Source organism: Bacteroides muris (ex Afrizal et al. 2022) (assembly GCF_004793475.1).
GTDB classification, from domain to species: Bacteria; Bacteroidota; Bacteroidia; order Bacteroidales; family Bacteroidaceae; genus Bacteroides; species Bacteroides muris.
In genome coordinates this window covers 56478-76632 of record NZ_SRYZ01000005.1, presented here as the reverse complement: position 1 = coordinate 76632, position 20155 = coordinate 56478, and the positions used below count along the sequence as shown (strand labels likewise).

The following is a 20155-nucleotide window of genomic DNA, read 5'->3' as shown; positions in this document are numbered from 1 at the left end:
CAATATCACAAGGGCATATCCGTTTTTCCTTTGTCCTTTATTCTGGCATGAAGTCCCTCCTTATGGGAAGTGGCTTTATATAGCTTTTCATTTCATTTCCTGAATAAGTTCCATTCCTTTCTTGATAGCTTCTTCGTTCATCGGTATCAAGTGGTGGTGACGTTCGGGAAGTGTTTTCTTCAGTCCCTTGAGCACGCTTTCCAGTGCGACCATCGGTTTTAGTTTTAATAATCCGCCTAAAACAATCATGTTGAACGCTTTGGCGTTGTTCATTTCATTGGCGGCATCCATGGCGTCGATGCGATAGACGTGGATGTCCTTGCGCGTAGGCGGATGGATGATGCCGTAGCCGTCGTAGATGAGTATGCCGCCGGGCTTCACTTTGCCCTCGAACTTCTCCAATGACGGCTGGTTCAGGATGATGGCGGCATCGTACTTGCTGAGGATGGGTGAGGAGATTTTCTCATCACTTACAATAACGGTCACGTTTGCTGTGCCACCGCGCTGTTCCGGTCCGTAAGCCGGCATCCAAGTTACTTCTTTGCCTTCCATTAGTCCGGAATATGCCAGAATCTTTCCCATGGACAATACACCTTGCCCACCGAAGCCTGCTATAATGATTTCTTCTTTCATTGTTCTTCTGTCTTTAGCATGATTATTTATCTTTCAGGTCGCCCAGCGGATAGAAGGGGAACATGTTCTCTACCATCCATTCATTGGATTTCGCAGGAGACATCTTCCAGCCGGAGTTGCAGGTGGAAACGATTTCCACAAGGTTGGAGCCTTTGCCTGCCATAGAGTTCTCGAATGCTTTGCGGATAGCCTTTTTCGCTTTGCGGATGGCGGGAACAGACTGTACGCTTTGGCGTGTCACATAAGCGGTTCCTTCCAGTTGTGCGGCAATATCGGCCATCTTCAGCGGATAGCCGTGCAGATGCACGTCGCGTCCGTAAGGGCTGGTCGCCGTCTTCATGCCTACAAGGGTAGTGGGAGCCATTTGTCCCCCGGTCATACCATAGATGGCATTGTTGATGAAGATGATGGTGATGTTTTCGCCGCGGTTCAAGGCGTGGATGGTCTCGGCAGTACCGATACAAGCCAAGTCGCCGTCTCCTTGGTAAGTGAACACCAGACGGTCCGGCCAAAGGCGCTTGATGGCAGTGGCAAGTGCGGGTGCACGTCCGTGGGCGGCTTCCTGCCAGTCGATGTCTATATAATTATAGATGAACACGGCACATCCTACGGGGGAGATGCCTATTGCTTTGTCTTCCAGTCCCATTTCTTCGATAACCTCGGCTACGAGTTTATGAACTACGCCGTGGCTGCATCCCGGGCAGTAGTGCATGGGATTATCGTTCATCAGAGTCGGTTTTTTGGCAACCAGATTCTCGGGCTTTATAATATCTTCTTTTGTCATAATCACTTCTCCTTATCTGTTGGTGAACCGTATGAAAAACTCCATCAGCTTGACGAATATTGCTGCACCGCAGACGTAGATGAACAGTTTGAAGTCATCTTTTGCTGCAAAATATATAATGATAGCTGCTAGGGCAAGTATCATGAAGAGAATGTTCAGTACGTTTCTTATTTTATCAGGATTCATTTCTTAATCAGTTTTTCTTTCAATGCATCTACTATCTCATCCGGATCGGGAACAATGCCGCCGAGGCGTCCGAAATGTTCCACTTTCACTTTACCGTTCACGGCCAGGCGGACATCTTCCACCATCTGTCCGGCATTTAATTCTGTAACAAGCATGCCTTTCACCTTGTCGGCATATGCGGCAATGGCTTTGGTTGGGAATGGCCACAACGTGATGGGGCGGAGCATACCTACCTTGATTCCTTCTTCGCGTGCCAGTTCCATTGCTTTCTGCCCGATGCGTGCCATGGAACCGAAGGCTACAATCAGGTAGTCGGCATCATCGCAATGAATTTCCTCGAAGCGAACCTCATTCTCTTCAATCTGCTTGTATTTGTTTTGGAAGCGGATGTTGTTTTTTTCCATTTCTTCCGGTTTCAGTTCTAACGAGGTGATGATGTTGGGCTTGCGTCCGTTGGTTCTGCCGGTAGTGGCCCATGGGCATTGTTCGATGACTTCCGCATCGGTGCGGCGTGGCTTTTGTGCCGGAAGCACTACTTTTTCCATCATCTGGCCGATGACACCGTCGGCAAGGATGATTGCAGGGTTACGGTATTTGAAGGCAAGTTCGAATGCCAGTCCTACAAAATCTGCCATTTCCTGTACCGAAGCCGGAGCAAGGGCAATCAGACGATAGTCACCGTGACCGCCTCCTTTTACTGTCTGGAAATAGTCGGCCTGGCTCGGTTGGATAGTTCCCAGACCGGGACCGCCGCGCATAACGTTTACAATCAAGCAAGGCAGCTCGGCACCTGCCAGATAAGAGATGCCTTCCTGCTTCAGGCTGACACCGGGGCTGGAGGAGGAGGTCATGACCATTTTTCCACTTCCGGCACCGCCGTACACCATATTGATAGCTGCCACTTCACTTTCTGCCTGAAGAACCACCATGCCGGTCGTTTCCCAGGGTTTCAGTTCGGCAAGAGTTTCCAATACTTCCGATTGCGGAGTAATGGGATATCCGAAGTAACCGTCTGCACCGCAACGGATAGCTGCGTGGGCGATGGCTTCGTTTCCTTTCATTAATACAACTTCTTCTGCCATATTCTGCTGATTTACAGGTTTATTCTACTTTTGTTTTATATACAGAGATACATCCGTCCGGACATACTGTGGCGCACGAGGCGCAGCCGTTGCAGGTATCTTCCAATATCTGTTGGGCATAGTTATACCCTTTCACATTCACCTCCTTGGTGAGGGCTATTACGTTGAGCGGACACGCTACCACACACAAGTTGCAGCCTTTGCAACGTTCGGTGTCTACTACGATTGCTCCTTTGATTTTTGCCATAATTTACGTTCTTTATTTATTGATTGTACATATCCTTGTTATAGAAGTTCAGGATGTCCATAGCCATTTGATGGGCATGTTTTGCCGGGCTTTCGGGGTTCAGGTCGATGGCATACTGATAATTGTTCAGTGCTTGTTGCCAGTTGCCTTGTTTCCGATAGGCATTTCCCCGCAGGTAGTAAGCTTCGTCTTTGCCGGAAAAGTCTGTTTGCAGTATTTCGTCAAGCTGCTGAATGGCTTGCTCCACCTTTCCCTGGTTAATAAGCTCTTTTATGGTATTCAATCGTTCCATATTTAAACAATATCCGGGTTACTGAACCACAAAGATAGTTTTTATTTGAAGACAAAGCATATCTTAGGGTTGAATTTTGCAGGAAAAAGTGTGCTAGTTATCTCTAATTGGTTACTTTTGTTCTGTATAATCAATGTGTATAGCCGATATGTGCGGCATTTGGAAACAATGAAGTGGAATGAAACTGTTTGGGAAGGCGGAAGTAATGCGTAAGTATAAAATTGTTTTTTTTATGGTTGTCGTCTCTTTGGTGGCCGGTCGTTTGTCTGCCAATCAAGGTGGCTATTTTGGCGACAGTACTCTCTATGCCTTATCCATGCAGATGTATGACAGCATCAGGTCTTCTGTTTTTCTGGAGTTGAGACAGTGTGGGTTGCAACGGGCAGAGGCTATACGAAACGCTCATTTCGATTACGTCTTCAGGGTGGCCTTGCTTTCATATTATGAAGTGAGGAAAGAGAAGGAGGAGTATCGGCAAGCGTGTGATAGGCTGGTGCGTTATTATCAGGAAATGGATGAGGATTCTTTGCTATACGAGACTTGGGGACGGTTGCCGGATTGTTTGTTGAAGTGGGGAGATTATGTGGAGGCGGTTCTTTCGTTGCGGGAAATGTCGGCCTATGCTCAGCGGCACAATCACCCTATAGGCATGGCTATTTCTCATTTTTATTTTGCGCAGTGTTATTTGAATAACGGGCAGCTTGACGAGGCAGAACGCCATTACCGATGTGCCATGGGGTGTTTTGCTGATTTGGATGTACCGGGCAAGGTGGCACGTTGCGGATTTAATTTGATTTCTATTCTGCTGGTGCGTAATGATTGGGCGGGTGCTTTGGCCTTGAGCGATTCATTGCCTTGTCATATCCGTTCGTGGGAGCAGAAGAAAGGCATTGCCGTCAATCCGGTACTCCGTGTGCAGCAGGCTATGTATCGTCTGAAGATATTCATCAATATGAAGGATGCGAAGGCTGCTGCTGTCCAGCGAGACAGTATGCTTTATTATAATAAGGTATATGCGGATGCTTCGCAGCAAGAAGAGCTGCAATATACATTGGCTCGTTATGAACGGTTGGTAGGTAACTATTCTGAAGCAGACAGGATTCTGAAGATGCTGGTCGATTATAGTTTGCAGCAAAATAACCACTCTAGGATAGCACGGTATTGCCGTACATTGGCCGAAGTGAAGCGCTTGGAAAACTTGTCTGCGGAGGCTGCCGAGTATTTCCATTTATATGCCCTTGCAGCAGACAGTTCACTAATGACAAATTCTAATTTGCGGCTTGAGCGTATTACGAAACTTTTCCGTTTGAACGAGTTGGAGCAGGAGAAAAGAGTGGTACAAGCTGAGCATAAGAAAGCTTGTGTACTGGTTGTGTGCATAGCTGTGGTAAGTGTGATGATATTTCTTATTTGTCTCTTGTTGATGGTGCATTTTTACCGCTTGCGCCGGAAGAACCGGGAATTGGTGGAGCGTATACGTAGCCAGGAAGAGGCGGAAGAGCGTGCTATGGAAGCATGTACTTTTGTGGAAACAGTGTTGCCTAAGGGCGGGGAGGTGTCGCGCGAAAAGCAACTTTTCAGACAGATACAAATGTTGCTGTCTGATGAAAAAGTACTGTCGCGTCCTAGGTTGGGGCGTGATGAGCTGGCTGCGTTACTGAATACAAACCGTACGTATGTGGCAGAAGCCATTTCTACCTGTACGCAAGGAAAAAGTGTGTCATTGTTTGTAGCAGAAATGCGTGTGAAGCGTGCGCGTCGTTTGTTGGATCAACATACCGAAATGTCTTTGGAAGAAATAGGGATGGCATGTGGGTTTCAGTCGCAAAGTACTTTCACGAAATATTATCGTAATTATTATGACATTACTCCTGGTGAATATCGAAAGCTGGTGGGTTCGAAATAGTTTTTTTGTTGTTAAGCAGAGGTTTGCGTATAGTAAATGAAGAATTGCGCATAGGAAAAGGAACTGAATGCCGGTTTCTGTATTTTTGTTCCAAAAAGAAAAAACAACAATTGAAGAGTTTATGAAAAATGTATTCGGATTTTTAAGTATTGTCGTGTTAACTGGATGGAGCTTATTTTCCATTTCATCATGTAGTGATCAATATGATGACAGTGAAATCAAGGACCGTCTGGATAAGGTGGAAGACAGAGTTACAAAACTTGAAGAATGGTGCTCAACCGTTAACAGTGAAATTATTTCGTTGAAAGGATTAATAACAGCTCTGGAAAACAAAGATTATGTAACCGGGGTGGAGACTCTTGAGGATGGTTATAGGATTACATTTTACAAAGGTGGAAACATCATTATCCGGAATGGAAAGGATGGTATTGACGGTGAAGATGGTATTGACGGTTATACCCCTATAATAGGTGTAGCCAAGTATTCTGATGGTTTTTATTATTGGACTGTTCAAACGCAGGATGGAAATACGGATTGGTTGACTGATGCGGATGGTGATATGGTACGCGCCACCGGGAATAATGGTAAAGACGGGGTTGATGGTGAAGATGGCGCTGATGGTGAAGATGGCGCTGATGGTGAAGATGGTGTTGACGGAAATAACGGCCTGAACCCTTACATCGGTGATAACGGCAATTGGTGGGTTGGTACTACTGACACTGGTGTAAAAGCACAAGGAGAGCAGGGCATTTCCGGTTTAAGCCCTTACATCGGTGATAACGGCAATTGGTGGATTGGTACTACTGACACTGGTGTAAAAGCACAAGGAGAGCAGGGCATTTCCGGTTTAAGCCCTTACATCGGTGATAACGGCAATTGGTGGATTGGTACTACTGATACTGGTGTAAAAGCACAAGGAGATAAGGGACTGGATGCGGTAGCGCCGCAAGTCCGTATTAATGATAATACCAACGAATGGGAGATTTCCATTGACGGAGGAAAAACCTACACTTCGACGGGCGTAAAAGCAACCGGAAATCAGGGTGATAGTATGTTCAAGGATATAGATAACTCGAATGCAGATTATGTTGTGCTAACTCTTGCCGATGGAAAGACTAAGATTACATTACCTAAACAATCGGATATTTCGTTTTCAATCGGTGATGTCTCGGAGAATAATGAAGTGATGGAAATCAATCAGAAAACGACTATCGCAGTTAATTTCTCTTCGGGATTAAAAGAAGGCTTTTTTTCTGCCATTATTGCTGATGTCATAACTCCCGGGGGTATTGTCACTCGTGCAGGTTCATCGGGCTGGGAGATTGAAATAATCAAGCCGACATTTACCAATGGAACCTATAACAATGATGCAGCGATAATAATCACTCCTATTTCGGCGGCAGTTGTCGGTTCATGCGCTATTGTTCGTGTTACAGTTATTGATAATAGAGGAAGGGAGATTACTTCTTCACGTCCTGTCAGATGCGGTAGAATGGATTTAGTTTTAAAGGAAACAGTGGCTGAAGGTGGATTGCAGGCGGCTGTTGAAAAACGATTGTCCGGTGTCACTCCGGAAATAATACGAACGCTTGTTGTGGACGGTACATTGAATAAAGATGACTATGACTATATTGTGGGACAACTGAAAGGACTGCAAGAATTGACTCTTAATAGTGCTGTTTCAATACCGGACAAGGCTTTGAACCACCGTTGGGATGAGCCTGACACATCTCTTACGAAAATTTCGGCACCCAAAGTAGTTGCTATTGGAGAATTGGCATTCAATAATTGTGCGGCTTTGGAGGAAATCGATATGCCTGCTCTGAAAACGATTGGCAAGAGTGCATTTTACAGTTGTATTAGTTTGAAGAAGTTTGCATCCTCCTCGGTCACAACCGTTGAAGAATCTGCATTTATCGAGTGTTCATCGCTTGAGAGTGTTTCTCTTCCCGGTATTACTGAAATAAAACGTTACACATTTTGCGATTGCAGCGCTCTGGTCGACATTGTCTTTCCGGAGGTGAAGGCAATAGGTGAATGTGGATTTAAAAACTGTACGTCGCTGGTATCTTTGTCAGATGTGTTATTCCCAAAGTTGGAAACATTTACCGGTGTGAATGTTTTTGAGGGCTGCACGGGACTTACTGTTGTGTCGTTGAGTAAAGTTACATCATTGGAGACTGGTCTTTTTTCACTTTGTCAATCTCTTCGGGAGGCCAGCTTGCCCAAGGTTACAACAATAGGTGGATATGTTTTTAGGAATTGTACACTGTTGGAAACGGTAGACCTGCCAGAGGCTGTATCTGTTGAGAATATGGCATTCGCGGAATGTGCTTCACTTGCGACAATAGTTTTGCCGAAAGCGGAAACATGTGATACTCATGTCTTCTGGAAGTGTACTTCACTTGAAAATGTTATATTACCTGCCGTAAAAAAGCTGGGCTCACGAGTGTTTAGTGAGTGTTCCGGGCTTTTGTGTGTCGAGTTATGTACAGCGGTCGACCATCCCGGGTTGGATTCTGTCGGTGCCTGTTTGTTCGAATCGGTAGATACTTCCCATATTGAACTATCATTAGGCTATGGAGAAATCGTTGTAACCAAGACTCTTGTGGGGGACAATCAAGAGTGGAAACGGCATTCAGGAGATTTTCAGTATAATAGATTCAAGAAGATTATTGAAAAGATGTGATATATATTAGAGCTTATATAGAATAAAATACAGGTACACAGATTTACAGTGCCCTTAAACCTTATTCTATATGATATCTATTTATAAAGAAAACGGTTACTTCAAGCTGAACAACGTTTTCTTTTATGAGAACAGTTGTTATTCACGTGAGTTATATCGAATGAGCATTAACTATAAGAGTGTATGTCAAAACTAAAAATTCATCATTATTATTGATTTAAATGAAGTTAATCTATCCTTGTTGTGAGTAGGAGAGGAGATGCTTCATTACATTCTGCATGGCAGAATGGTATATCTTGTTGGAGTTTGACATACCTCTTATAGTTAGTGCTCTTGGAATGGAATCATCCATGTTGTTCCATATCTAAAGATGGCACATAGTTATCTTAATGTATTTTTATAACTCCAAAGCGTGGTTATTTGACAGGTATCTTGTCAATTCGCTTTTGATGGCGTCCACCTTCGAAATCCGTTTGAAAGAATTCCCTCATAATTTTGTCGGCTTCTTCCGTAGAGATGAAACGTCCCGGCATGACAAGCACGTTGGCATTGTTGTGTTGGCGTGCCAGACGGGCTATCTCGGGCTTCCAGCAGAGAGCGGCGCGGATGCCTTGGTGTTTGTTCAGCGTCATACTGATGCCTTCGCCGCTTCCGCAGATGGCAATTCCCGGATAACACTCTCCGGTTTCAACGGCCAGTGCCAGCGGATGTGCAAAGTCGGGATAGTCGCAACTCTCGGTAGAGTAAGTCCCGAAGTCCTTGTAAGCCCAGCCTTTGGCTTCCAACCAGCCGCGGACATATTCCTTCAATTCGAAGCCTGCATGGTCGGAACAGATTCCTATTGTTTTCATAATAGTCAGTTAATATATTAATATGCCAATGTGCTGATGCCTGCAGCTTGTGGGGCGCAGGCAACCAGCACATCAGCACATCGGTTGATGATTATAACATTGTTTTTACTTGCTTGTAAACGTTCTCGGCAGTGAAACCAAGCTTTTCGTCCAGCACTTTATAAGGTGCAGAGAATCCAAATGATTCCAATCCCCATACTTTACCGCGCGGACCTACCAGCCCTTGCAGTGTGACGGGCAGACCGGCTGTCAAGCCGAATACCTTGGTGCCACACGGGATAATGCTTTCTTGATATCCCGGAGCCTGGCTACGGAACAGACCTTCTGAAGGAACGGACACGATACGTACCTTGACGCCATCCTTGCGCAGTAATTCAGCGCCGGCTACCAATGTGGCAACTTCCGAGCCTGAAGCAACGAGGATTACATTCGGATTTTCATCAGATCCGGCTACGATATAAGCGCCTTTGGCAGCTTGTTCGTAATCATTGCCTTCGGGCAGGTTGGCGATATTCTGGCGGGAGAAAATCAAACCGGTTGGGGTCGTGGTGTTTTCCATTGCCAGTTTCCATGCCATAGTTGTTTCTTCTGCATCTGCCGGACGGAGTACCAACATCGAATTGTGTCCCTTGTGGTTTTTTAGTTTTTCCATCAAGCGGATTTGGACTTCTTGTTCTACTGGTTCGTGGGTAGGACCGTCTTCACCTACACGGAAGGCATCGTGTGTCCAGATGAACTTCACGGGAACTTCCATCAAGGCTGCCATACGTATAGCAGGTTTCATGTAATCGGAGAAAACGAAGAATGTTCCGCAAGCGGGAATTACACCACCGTGCAGTGCCATACCGATACAGCAGCAAGCCATAGTCAGCTCGGCAACACCAGCCTGGAAGAATGCACCGCTGAAGTCATTTTTCTTGAAGGCATGTGTTTTCTTGAGGAATCCGTCTGTCTTGTCAGAATTGGAAAGGTCAGCGGAAGCCACAATCATATTTTCTACTTGAGTGGCGAGAGCACCGAGTACAGTAGCGGATGCTGCACGCGTGGCAACGCCTGCTTTCTGTTCGATGGCGGACCAATTCACTTCGGGAACTTTACCGGAGAAGAACATTTCCAGTTTGGCTGCCTTTTCCGGGTTAGCCTTTGTCCATGCGGCTTTGGCTGCATACTTTTCAGCCATGATTTTCTTCAGCTCAGCTGCACGCTTGGCATATAGCCCGGCCACTTCGGGGAAGATGACAAACGGATTTGTCGGGTCACCACCCAAATTCTTGATAGTGTTTACATAAGCGTCGCCGCCCAGAGGAGCACCGTGAGTGGCACAATTGGCCTCGTAGCTGCTGCCGTCTTCCTTGCGGGCACCCTTGCCCATTATGGTATGGCCGATAATCAGCGTCGGACGCTCTTTCTCTGCTTTGGCTTCGTTCAGTGCACTGCGGATGGCATCGGAATCGTTACCATTGATTTTGATGACTTTCCAGCCCCAAGCTTCATATTTCTTGCCGGTATCTTCGATGGTCACGTCCTTTGTTTCGGTAGAAAGTTGAATGTCGTTGGCATCATAGAACATGATAAGATTGTCCAGCCCCAATGCCCCGGCGATGCGGCCCGAGCCTTGGGAAATCTCTTCCTGAATGCCACCGTCAGAAATATAAGCGTAGATGGTCTGTGGCATTACTTCTTCGAAACGTGCCTTCATGAACTTGGCTGCAATGGCTGCACCGACTGCAAATGTGTGACCTTGCCCCAACGGACCGGAGGTGTTTTCAATACCGCGCATGATGTCACGTTCGGGATGTCCCGGAGTGGGGCTTCCCCATTGACGGAACTCTTTCAGTTCGTCCAGGGTGAACTTGCCGGCCAGAGCCAATGTAGAGTAAAGCATCGGTGACATGTGTCCCGGATCGAGGAAAAAACGGTCACGACCTTCCCATGCCGGATTTTCAGGATCATATACTAGGAACTCTGAGAAGAGTACATTTACAAAGTCAGCACCACCCATGGCACCGCCTGGGTGTCCGGAGTTGGCCTTCTCAACCATGGATGCAGCAAGGATACGGATATTGTCTGCCGCACGGTTCATAAGTTTGTTGTCGTTCATATTGAATCTAATTAATTTTGAATATTATCAACGGGTTATTTTGTCCTTGTAGGTTTTCCAAGGGCAAAGATAACTCTTTATGCGTAATTCACAACACTCGCAGAGTGCCTTTTTTATCAGTATTACTGCCTTTTTGCAGTTAAAATGATACTAAACGTATTTAGCTGATTTTGTGAAGCGCACGGTAGTTTTACTGTAACTCAATAGTAACGATTGATTTGGCCGGAAGTTTAATCTTGAGAATATCTTTATTGATTTTTACCTCTTTGAACGGAACGGGTTTCACATTGTCGGGATTTTCAAATGAATTGTAGTCCGTCAGGTTGTCGGAAGTCAATATTTCACCAACTGCTTTCTTGGCTTTCGTTCCAGACAGATTGATGGTCACTTCTTGTGCATTGTCCGCATCTACGTTGGATATGGAAATGTGTATCTTGCCGTTTTGGTCTTTGGAGGCGGTAGCGCTGACCATTGGTATTCTGCGGTTGCCGCGTACATCCATCATGTCGCAGGTTAGCTTAAGAGGAATGTAAATAGCATCCTGGTGTACGTTGTACATTTTGAATACATAATAAGTGGGAGTGAGTACCATGTCTTTTCCGCTGGTCAGAATCATGGATTGTAATACATTGACGACTTGGGCTATGTTTGCCATTTTCAGACGGTCGGTATATTTATGGAAAATGTCGAAGCTGAGGGAGGCGACAAAAGCATCACGCAATGTATTCTGCTGGTACAGATGTCCGGGATTGGTACCCGGTTCAGTGTCCCACCAAGTTCCCCATTCGTCAAGCATAAGAGCCACGTTCTTTTGAGGGTCGTATTCATCCATAATGGTGCAATGCTTCTTGATGACATCTTCTATTTCGCGGCATTTGCCCAATGTCCAGTAATAGTCGTCTTTGCTGAATTGGGTGGCGGCACCTTTGCTGCCGTTCCATCCGCTGACGGTATAGTAGTGCAAGGAAAGACCTTGCATACGGCCGCCTACACGGTCCATCAGTACTTTAGTCCAGTTATAGTCGTAGTCGCTGGCACCGCTGGCTATCTTGAAGAGGCTATTGCCGTCGTAGTTGCGGCAGTAGGTGGAATAGCGGCGGTAGAGGTCGGCATAATATTCGGGACGCATGCTTCCACCGCAACCCCAGCTTTCGTTTCCTACACCGAGGTATTTCACTTTCCAGGCCTTATCGCGACCGTTTTGGCGGCGCAGGCGTGCCATGGGGGAGTCTCCTTCGGAGGTCATGTATTCTACCCATTTGGCAAGTTCTTCTACGGTACCACTACCTACGTTTCCGCTGATATAGGGCTCACAACCCAGCATTTCGCAGAGATTGAGGAACTCATGGGTTCCGAAACTGTTGTCTTCGATAGTGCCTCCCCAGTTGTTGTTCACCATTTTGGGACGGTTTTCTTTAGGGCCGATACCGTCCATCCAATGGTATTCGTCGGCAAAGCAGCCGCCCGGCCAGCGAAGGACAGGTACGCGGAGCTCTTTCAGTGCATTGAACACGTCGGTGCGATAACCGTTGATATTGGGAATATCGGAATTTTCGCCTACCCAAAGTCCGCCATAGATGCAAGTTCCCAAATGTTCTGCAAACTGGCCGTAGATTTCTTTGGGAATGATTTGCTCGCTCTGGTCTGTGTGTAAAGTGATAGTGGTACTTTTCTGTGCGAAGAGTGACAACGAAGCAGAGAGAAATATGCTACTGATAAATAACTTTGTGTTCATAGGATCTTTAGTGTTATTAAATACTTAGTTCTTGAATCTTACTGATGCTTCTTCGATGGGTAATCCTGCTTTATATCTTTCGATGTAGGTGTTGAATCCGTTTACATCTTCGGCTGTCGGTGAGATTTCTATACCGGCATCTCCAGTGAATACATCCTTATCCAGAAAGTCGGCAAGGGATTGGCATTTTCCATTGTTTACAAGGTAGGAAGCGAGGAGGGCGATTCCCCAGGCACCACCTTCGCCGGCTGTTTCCATAACAGAAATGGGGGAGTTGATGGCAGCTGCCAATATTCTCTGGCCTACTCCTTTGGTTTTGAAGAGTCCTCCATGAGCGGTGATTCTGTCTACTTTAATCTTTTCTTCATTGAAAAGGATGTCGTTGCCTATTTTGAGGACTCCCACTGAAGCATACAGATGGGTGCGTATGAAGTTGGCAAGGTTGAACTTGTCGTTTGCCGAACGTACAAACAGTGGGCGTCCGTCTGCCAGTCCCGTTATAGGTTCGCCTGATATGTAGTTGTAAGAGATGAGCCCTCCGCAGTCTGCATTGCCTGTCAAGGCGTGGTTATAAAGTTTTCCGTAAATCTCGTCCATATCTACGAGAATACCCATCAGTTCCTGATATTCTTTGAAAATATTAATCCAGGCATTGAGGTCGGAAGTACAGTTGTTGCAATGTACCATAGCTACGAGGCTTCCATCGGGGGTGGTTACCATGTCAATCATTTCGTAGGGTTTGGACAATTCTTTCTCCAATACAATCATTGAGAAAGAGGAAGTGCCTGCCGATACGTTTCCGGTACGCTGCTTTACAGCGTTGGTGGCAACCATGCCGGTGCCAGCGTCACCTTCGGGCGGACAAATGGGAATTCCTGCTTTCAGATGTCCTGATACGTCAAGACGGCTGGCTCCTTCAGGAGTAAGGAAACCTGCGCTTTCACCGGCCGACAATACCTTCGGAAGAATATCTCGAAGCTTCCAGTCGTATCCTTTCGGAGCAATAAGTTTGTCGAACTTATCCACCATTTCAGAAGAATAGTCTTTGGTGATAGAATCGATGGGAAGCATACCGGAGGCATCGCCTATACCCAGTACCTTTTGGCCGGTTATTTGCCAGTGGACAAACCCTGCAAGGGTGGTCAGGTAATTGATGGATGGAACATGCTCTTCATTATCCAGAATGGCTTGGTAGAGGTGGGAAATGCTCCAACGCAGCGGGATGTTGTAGATAAATAGTTCGGATAGGGCTGCGGCAGCCTGACCGGTATTAGTATTTCTCCAGGTACGGAAGGGCACAAGGATTTCTTCTTTTTCGTTGAATGCCATATAGCCGTGCATCATGGCACTGACACCGATGGCTGCCAGGGTTTCTATCTCTGTATCGTAAAGGCTCTTTACATTAGTACGGAGGTTTGCGTAGCAATTCTGCAATCCATACCAGACTGCCTCGACGCTATATGTCCACAGTCCGTCGACTAACTGATTCTCCCAAGTGTGGCTTCCTTGGGCGATGGGTTTGTTTTCCTGGTCTATCAAAACCGCCTTGATTCGTGTGGAACCAAGTTCTATGCCAAGGATGGCCTTACCTGCTTCAATGGTTGATTTTGCATCTAATTTCATGGTATTAATGATGAATTATGGATTTATAGTACGATTATAAACTACGAATTACTGATTGCAAATTGCTAGTTACGTTTGTGGTGCGTGTAATTAGGAATTCGCAATCGGTAATCCGTAATGATTATCAGCAAAGTGCCTTGTTCAGCATATAGTAGACTTCATTCATGCGCAATTCTTTTTTGAACTCGCTGATGGTGGTATTTTCATCAATGACCACCATTTCGATGCCGGCCATTTCGGCAAAGTCTTCCCAATACTCCACCGTCAGGTCGTAGGAGAAGCTGGTATGATGTGTACCTCCGGCCAGAATCCAGGCTGCGGCGCCAACTTCGAGGTTGGGCATCGGAATCCACAGTGCGCTGGCAACGGGCAACTTGGGCAGAGGCTTGCTCTTGACGCATTCTACTTTGTTCACAATGAGGCGGAAACGGTTTCCCAAATCTACAATGGTGGCGGCTACACCTTCACCTTGTTTGCTGGTAAATACCAGGCGGGCTGTTTTGCTGTTGATACCGATGCTCAGACGGTGTACTTCCAGTTTCGGCTTCTGTTCGGCAATCAGTGGGCAGACTTCCAGCATGTGTGCCTGCAGGATGGCGCTCTTTTCTCCGTCAAAGTTCAGTGTATAGTCTTCGAGGAAGGAGCACCCCTTCGGCATGCCCTGGCTCATCACCCAAGTGGTACGGTACAGTGCTGCGGTTTTCCAGTCGCCTTCGGCACCGAAGCCGTAACCTTCCGCCATCAGTCGCTGTGAGGCCAGTCCGGGGATTTGGTCAAAGTCACCCAAATCGTTGAAGTTGGTGGTGAAGCCTTTGGCGTCCGTATCTTTCAGCACGCGGCGAATGGCTATTTCAGCCTTGGCTGAGTTCCATACCTTGGCATAGGCTTCCGTACGTGTGTCTTCCAGTTCGGGAGCGTGGTCGTAGAGCTTAAAGTATTCTGTTACGAGCGCCTCCACGTCTTCGTCGCTGACCGCGTTGTAGTATGTCATTACATCATTGATGGGATAGTAGTCCACATGATAGCCCAATACTTGTTCGGCGCTGACCTTATCACCGTCCGTCACAGCCACGTTATTCATCTGGTCGCCGAAGCGGATGATGAGCATATCTTGTGCATCAGCCCATGCGGCAGCTACACGCATCCATGCAGCAATCTGGTTTTGTGCTTTTTCGTCCTGCCAGTGGCCTACTACCACTTTGCGGTTCTTTCGCATACGTGTCACGATGTGTCCGAATTCGCGGTCACCGTGAGCCGATTGGTTCAGGTTCATGAAATCCATGTCCATCGTCTCCCAAGGAATCTCCTTGTTGAACTGTGTATGGAAGTGTAGTAACGGCTTCTTCAGTTCCTGCAAACCGTGAATCCACATTTTTGCAGGAGAGAAAGTGTGCATCCAGGTGATGACTCCGATACACTTTTCGTCGTTGTTGGCAGCCTTGAAGGCAGCGGTTACTTCTTTGGATGAATTGACCGTACCTTTATATACTACCTTTACGGGCAGTTTTCCGGAATCATTCAGGCCTTTCACCATTTCATTACTATGTGCGTCTACTGCGATAACTGCGTCACCTCCGTATAAAAGCTGTGCTCCGGTTACGAACCATACTTCATATTGTTCAAATGCGTTCATATAATTTATTTTTATAGTTTATATTTAAAGAATGATAGTTATTTCTGTCCATAATAAGCGTTAGGACCGTGCTTGCGGCTGAAATGCTTCTCTATCAACACCGAATTCATAGTCAGGCGGGGGTTCACGGCATAGGCTATACTGGCCATTTTTGCCACCTGCTCCATCACTACGGCATTATGTACCGCTTCGTGTGCATCTTTTCCCCACGAGAAGGGACCGTGGTTCTTTACCAATACTCCGGGAGTATGTACCGGGTTTAGCCCCTCAAAGCGTTTTACGATAACATTTCCCGTTTCCAGTTCATACGCTCCTTCCACTTCCTCCTTCGTCATGTCTGCTGTGCAGGGTATGGCGTCGTGGAAGTAATCGGCATGTGTTGTCCCGATATTCGGTATGTCACATCCTGCTTGTGCCCAGGCTGTGGCATAGGTGGAATGTGTATGCACCACTCCACCAATTTTGGGGAATGCTTTGTATAGGACAATATGAGTAGGGGTGTCCGAGGAAGGGTTTAACTTACCCTCTATGACTTTACCGTCGAGGTCTATCACCACCATATCTTCTGCTTTCATTTTATCGTAACTCACTCCACTGGGCTTGATGACTACCAGACCGGACTCGCGGTCAATGCCCGATACGTTGCCCCATGTGAAGATAACCAATCCGTGCTTCACCAGTTCAAGGTTGGCATGGAATACTTTGTCTTTCAGTGCTTCCAGCATGTTGTTTTAATTATTAATTACAATTGTAGAATATTAGGCTCTCAGAGTTTGAATTTCGGAGCTTTGCGGTATGCCTTCTCATTAAACTGATATAAGGCAGCCCCACGTTTAGACCCTGTTTTGTCTATCTTGTCAGTTTTCTCTATATAGTCCATTTCTGCTATGCGTTTTCGGAAGTTCCGTTTGTCAATATTTTCACCGTATATAGCTTCGTATAAGCTTTGCAGTTGTGACAGCGTGAACAGTTTGGGTAGCAGATTAAAGCCGATTGGTTCGGTGGACGCTTTTTGTTGCATCAACTTCCGAGCTTGTTCCACCATTTGCGGATGATCAAAGATTAGCGCTGGAAGTTCATTGATATTTACCCAGAAAGCATTATGTAGTTGTACGGATTCTTTGTCGTATTCGTTGATGTTGATGAGCGCATAGTAAGCAATGGAGACTACGCGTTCTCCCGGGTCACGATCTATGGCTCCGAAAGCTTTGACTTGTTCCATATATACATCTTCCAGTCCGGTAAGTTCATTTAGGACTCGTTTGGCTGCATCATCCACGCTTTCGCCTTCCTGTACGAATCCTCCCATCAGCGACCATTCACCCATTGCCGGTTCGAAATTGCGCTTCAGCAACAGCAGGTTCAGCTCTCCTTCATTGAAACCGAAAATAATGCAGTCGATACCTACATAAAGTTTCGGATTTGAATTATAGTAATTACTCATATCTTGATTTTTATTAAGTGGGATGCTGTATGGATTTATGTCATAGCAACATACCGATTTACCAGAAATACCAATAAAAAGCTGCTGTAATACCGAGGATGATAAGGGTATGAATTATATCCCATTTATTCCAACTCGCATGTGTAGCTGCTTTTTGTTCGGGAGTTGAAGTCCCGAATACCAGTCCTTGAATCTTTTCTTCGCTTGGGGCAGTTGTAAACACGCTGACTGCGATAACCACTATGATGCAGAACAAGAACATCCATCCGCAGAAAAACAGCCAGTTCATATCATAGAACAAATACTTGAAGGTACTACTTGACACATCTCCTGCATTGCTGTAATATACTTTTGCCCCCAAACGGGTTAAACCGATAATCATTCCGGCAATCAGTCCCCACATACCGCCTTGTGCAGAGGTTCGTTTCCAGCAGATTCCCAAAAGGAAGGCTGCGGCAATTCCTGGCGCCAATACAGATTGTACATCTTGTAAGTAGGTGTAAAGAACATCGCCTACACTGCGCATAATAGGAATCCAGAGTATGCCCGATATCACAATCACAACAGTTGCCATCTGTCCAATTCCCACCAGCTTTTTTTCAGAAGTGTTCGGCTTGAAACGTTTGTAGAAGTCAATGGTGAAAAGCATGGCAGATGAGTTGAACAAAGATGCGAGAGAGCTCATCAGTGCTGCAAGAATACCGCATACAACCAAACCTTTAACTCCAGCAGGAAGCAATTTTGCTACTAGAGTCGGGAAAGCAGCATCCGCATTGGCATTTCCGTTTGCCAACATAGGCAGAAAACCTTCTCCTCCTGTACCGAGATATTTTTGGTGTAATGCGAAAGCAATCATGCCCGGGATAAGGAATAAGAATACGGGCAATAATTCAGGTAAGCTCCGAAAATGGTGCCGCGTCGTGCTTCCTTTTCATTCTTTCCGGAAAGTACGCGTTGCACGATGAACTGGTCTGTACACCAATACCAGAATCCGATAATGGCTGAACCAATCAGTGCACCCAACCACGGGAAATTAGGGTCGTTGTTATTGCGTATAAGTTCTGTCATTGTGTTACCATAATCGTTCACTGTGATTGCACCGCAGATTCTCATCATCTCATCCCAGCCTCCCAATTCTTTGAAGCCGAGTACAAGGATTATCAGTGAACCTAACAGCAAGATAGGGGTTTGCAAGACGGAGGTGTAAAGCACCGACTTCATTCCTCCGAAGATTGTGTAGAGCGCAGTCAGTATAACCAGGCCGATGGCGGCAATCCAAAAGAAGTCGATTCCCCAAAGTTCTTTTATACCAAATACTTGTTGGAATACCAATCCTCCAGCATAAACCGTCACGGCAACCTTTGTCAGTACATAGCTGATTAGAGATATTACAAACAATATTGTACGTGACTGTGGATTATAACGGCGTTCTAGGAACTCAGGCATTGTGAATACCATGCTTCGCGAATAGAATGGTACAAATACCCAACCTAAGATAAGAATCATCCAGCCTTGTATTTCCCAATGTGCCATAGCCATACCGCTGGAAACACCGGCGCCGGCTAATCCAATTAAGTGTTCCGAACCGATGTTGGATGCAAAGATAGATGCACCGATAGCGAGCCATGTGGCATCACGGCCACCTAAAAAATAGTCTGCTGAGTCATTCTGTTTCTGTTTGACAACCCAGACAATAATTCCAATCAAAGCCAGGCAAAAGATTCCAATGACTAACCAATCTAATGTCTCCACGATAATAAATGATTTATAAGGTTATCGTTATTTTTCTACGGAAAATTTGAAAATACATTCACTATTGTAAATTTGTCCGGGCTCCAGAACAACGGAAGGCCATTGAGGCTTGTTGGGACTGTCTGGATAATGCTGTGTTTCAAGGCATACAGAAGCACGTTGGTGGTATGTGATTTCTTTTTTCCCCTTTATTGTACCATCTAGAAAGTTGCCGGTATACACTTGGATGCCTGGTTCATTGGTATAGACTTCCAAAGTGATGCCGCTTGTCGGTGAAGTCAGCTGGGCGGCTACTTGATTTATATCGCCTTTTGTATTCAAAACCCAATTGTGGTCGTAACCGTTTCCGTTCTTCAATTGTATAAAGTCGTAATTGGTAATATCTTGTCCGACAGTTCTCGGAGTTGTGAAGTCCATAGGAGTATCTTTTACAGTAACAATCTCTCCGGTTGTCATGAAAGTACTGTCTACCGGAGTATAGTTGTCCGCATTGATATATAAGATGTGGTCTGTTGCTGCCTTTGAAGGATCACCTGACAAATTGAAGTAAGAATGGTTAGTCATATTGATAATCGTCTTTTGGTCTGTTGCAGCACTGTATTTTATATCAATTGCATTGTCATCTGTTAATTTAAAAAGTACTTTTGCCGTAACGTTACCCGGAAAATTCCCGTCTCCATCCGGTGAAATGCGGGTGAGCTCCAGAGTAGTGCTGTCAATGGGATTGGCGCTGTATACTTGGTACTGCCATCCTTTGGGGCCACCGTGCAGGCAATGTCCGAAATTGTTCTGTGGTAACTGTATGGTATCTCCGTCAAGAACTATTTTTCCTTGATTAATCCGGTTGGCGTAGCGTCCGATAGAAGCGCCAAAGTCACTTGGAATGTTGATGTAATCCGCAATGCTGTCAAAGCCCAACACTACATCCTGCATAACTCCATTTTTGTCGGGTACCATAATGGATACAATACGTCCTCCAAAGTTTGTGATGCATACTTCCATACCCGCTTTATTCTTCAGCGTATAAAGCTGTGTTTGGGCATCATTGATTGTTGTTTGGAATTTTACTGGATTAAGACCGGACAGCGTAAGCGTTGTTTCTGTCTTTTGATTGCACGCAATCAGCATTATTGCGGTAATTCCTGCAAGTAGAACATGTCTTTTCATGGTTTTGTATTTAATGTGAATGAGATGATT

At 45.8% G+C, this 20155-nt stretch carries 16 protein-coding genes and 1 pseudogene; 2 read left to right on the top strand and 15 right to left on the bottom strand.

All coding sequences use genetic code 11. The features are described 5' to 3' along the window. Positions 1 to 87: 87 nt before the first annotated feature. Genes E5355_RS04035 through E5355_RS04010 form a run of 6 tightly spaced genes read right to left on the bottom strand, consistent with a single transcriptional unit; the run spans position 88 to position 3224 of the window. Entirely contained in the window at positions 88 to 633 is a 546-nt protein-coding gene (locus tag E5355_RS04035; RefSeq protein ID WP_136009277.1) for a 2-oxoacid:acceptor oxidoreductase family protein, read from the bottom strand. 22 nt (positions 634 to 655) lie between these two features. Then, positions 656 to 1417, bottom strand: a complete 762-nt coding sequence (locus E5355_RS04030; protein WP_136009276.1) for a thiamine pyrophosphate-dependent enzyme — start codon at positions 1415 to 1417, stop codon at positions 656 to 658. Between the two features lie 12 nt (positions 1418 to 1429). Next, positions 1430 to 1603: a hypothetical protein gene (locus E5355_RS04025; protein ID WP_136009275.1), complete on the bottom strand. Its 174-nt coding sequence runs from the start codon at positions 1601 to 1603 to the stop codon at positions 1430 to 1432. Beyond that, positions 1600 to 2685, bottom strand: coding sequence for a 3-methyl-2-oxobutanoate dehydrogenase subunit VorB (locus E5355_RS04020; protein WP_136009274.1), 1086 nt, complete (start codon positions 2683 to 2685; stop codon positions 1600 to 1602). Before E5355_RS04020 ends, E5355_RS04025 begins: the two co-directional genes overlap by 4 nt. 19 nt (positions 2686 to 2704) lie before the next feature. Further along, positions 2705 to 2932, bottom strand: a complete 228-nt coding sequence (locus E5355_RS04015; RefSeq protein ID WP_136009273.1) for a 4Fe-4S dicluster domain-containing protein — start codon at positions 2930 to 2932, stop codon at positions 2705 to 2707. A gap of 16 nt (positions 2933 to 2948) precedes the next feature. Continuing rightward, on the bottom strand, positions 2949 to 3224 hold the full coding sequence (locus E5355_RS04010; protein WP_136009272.1) for a tetratricopeptide repeat protein: 276 nt from the start codon (positions 3222 to 3224) through the stop codon (positions 2949 to 2951). Positions 3225 to 3402: 178 nt separating this feature from the next. Between E5355_RS04010 and E5355_RS04005 the strand changes: the two genes are divergently transcribed. Next, positions 3403 to 5130, top strand: coding sequence for a helix-turn-helix domain-containing protein (locus E5355_RS04005; RefSeq protein WP_136009271.1), 1728 nt, complete (start codon positions 3403 to 3405; stop codon positions 5128 to 5130). Positions 5131 to 5197: 67 nt separating this feature from the next. After that, complete coding sequence (locus E5355_RS04000; RefSeq protein WP_136009270.1) at positions 5198 to 7819, top strand: leucine-rich repeat protein; 2622 nt, start codon at positions 5198 to 5200, stop codon at positions 7817 to 7819. Between the two features lie 416 nt (positions 7820 to 8235). Here E5355_RS04000 and rpiB read toward each other — a convergent pair whose 3' ends face one another. The 9 genes and pseudogenes from rpiB to E5355_RS03955 form a co-directional block, all read right to left on the bottom strand. Further along, complete coding sequence (rpiB, locus tag E5355_RS03995; RefSeq protein WP_136009269.1) at positions 8236 to 8670, bottom strand: ribose 5-phosphate isomerase B; 435 nt, start codon at positions 8668 to 8670, stop codon at positions 8236 to 8238. Positions 8671 to 8761: 91 nt separating this feature from the next. Further along, positions 8762 to 10771 (bottom strand): transketolase family protein, encoded by a 2010-nt coding sequence (locus E5355_RS03990; protein ID WP_136009268.1) that lies wholly within the window; start codon positions 10769 to 10771, stop codon positions 8762 to 8764. Positions 10772 to 10961: 190 nt separating this feature from the next. Continuing rightward, entirely contained in the window at positions 10962 to 12506 is a 1545-nt protein-coding gene (locus E5355_RS03985) for an alpha-N-arabinofuranosidase (protein WP_136009267.1), read from the bottom strand. A gap of 24 nt (positions 12507 to 12530) precedes the next feature. Then, positions 12531 to 14129, bottom strand: coding sequence for a xylulokinase (locus E5355_RS03980; RefSeq protein ID WP_136009266.1), 1599 nt, complete (start codon positions 14127 to 14129; stop codon positions 12531 to 12533). Between the two features lie 124 nt (positions 14130 to 14253). Beyond that, entirely contained in the window at positions 14254 to 15762 is a 1509-nt protein-coding gene (araA, locus tag E5355_RS03975; RefSeq protein WP_136009265.1) for an L-arabinose isomerase, read from the bottom strand. 38 nt (positions 15763 to 15800) lie between these two features. Beyond that, complete coding sequence (locus E5355_RS03970; protein ID WP_136009264.1) at positions 15801 to 16487, bottom strand: L-ribulose-5-phosphate 4-epimerase; 687 nt, start codon at positions 16485 to 16487, stop codon at positions 15801 to 15803. A gap of 41 nt (positions 16488 to 16528) precedes the next feature. Then, complete coding sequence (locus E5355_RS03965; protein WP_136009263.1) at positions 16529 to 17206, bottom strand: NUDIX hydrolase; 678 nt, start codon at positions 17204 to 17206, stop codon at positions 16529 to 16531. 58 nt (positions 17207 to 17264) lie between these two features. After that, positions 17265 to 18958, bottom strand: a pseudogene (locus tag E5355_RS03960) (sodium:solute symporter). Positions 18959 to 18985: 27 nt separating this feature from the next. Then, positions 18986 to 20125 carry an aldose epimerase family protein gene (locus E5355_RS03955; protein WP_136009262.1) on the bottom strand — a complete coding sequence of 380 codons (1140 nt, stop codon included), beginning with the start codon at positions 20123 to 20125 and terminating at the stop codon, positions 18986 to 18988. Positions 20126 to 20155 lie beyond the last annotated feature (30 nt).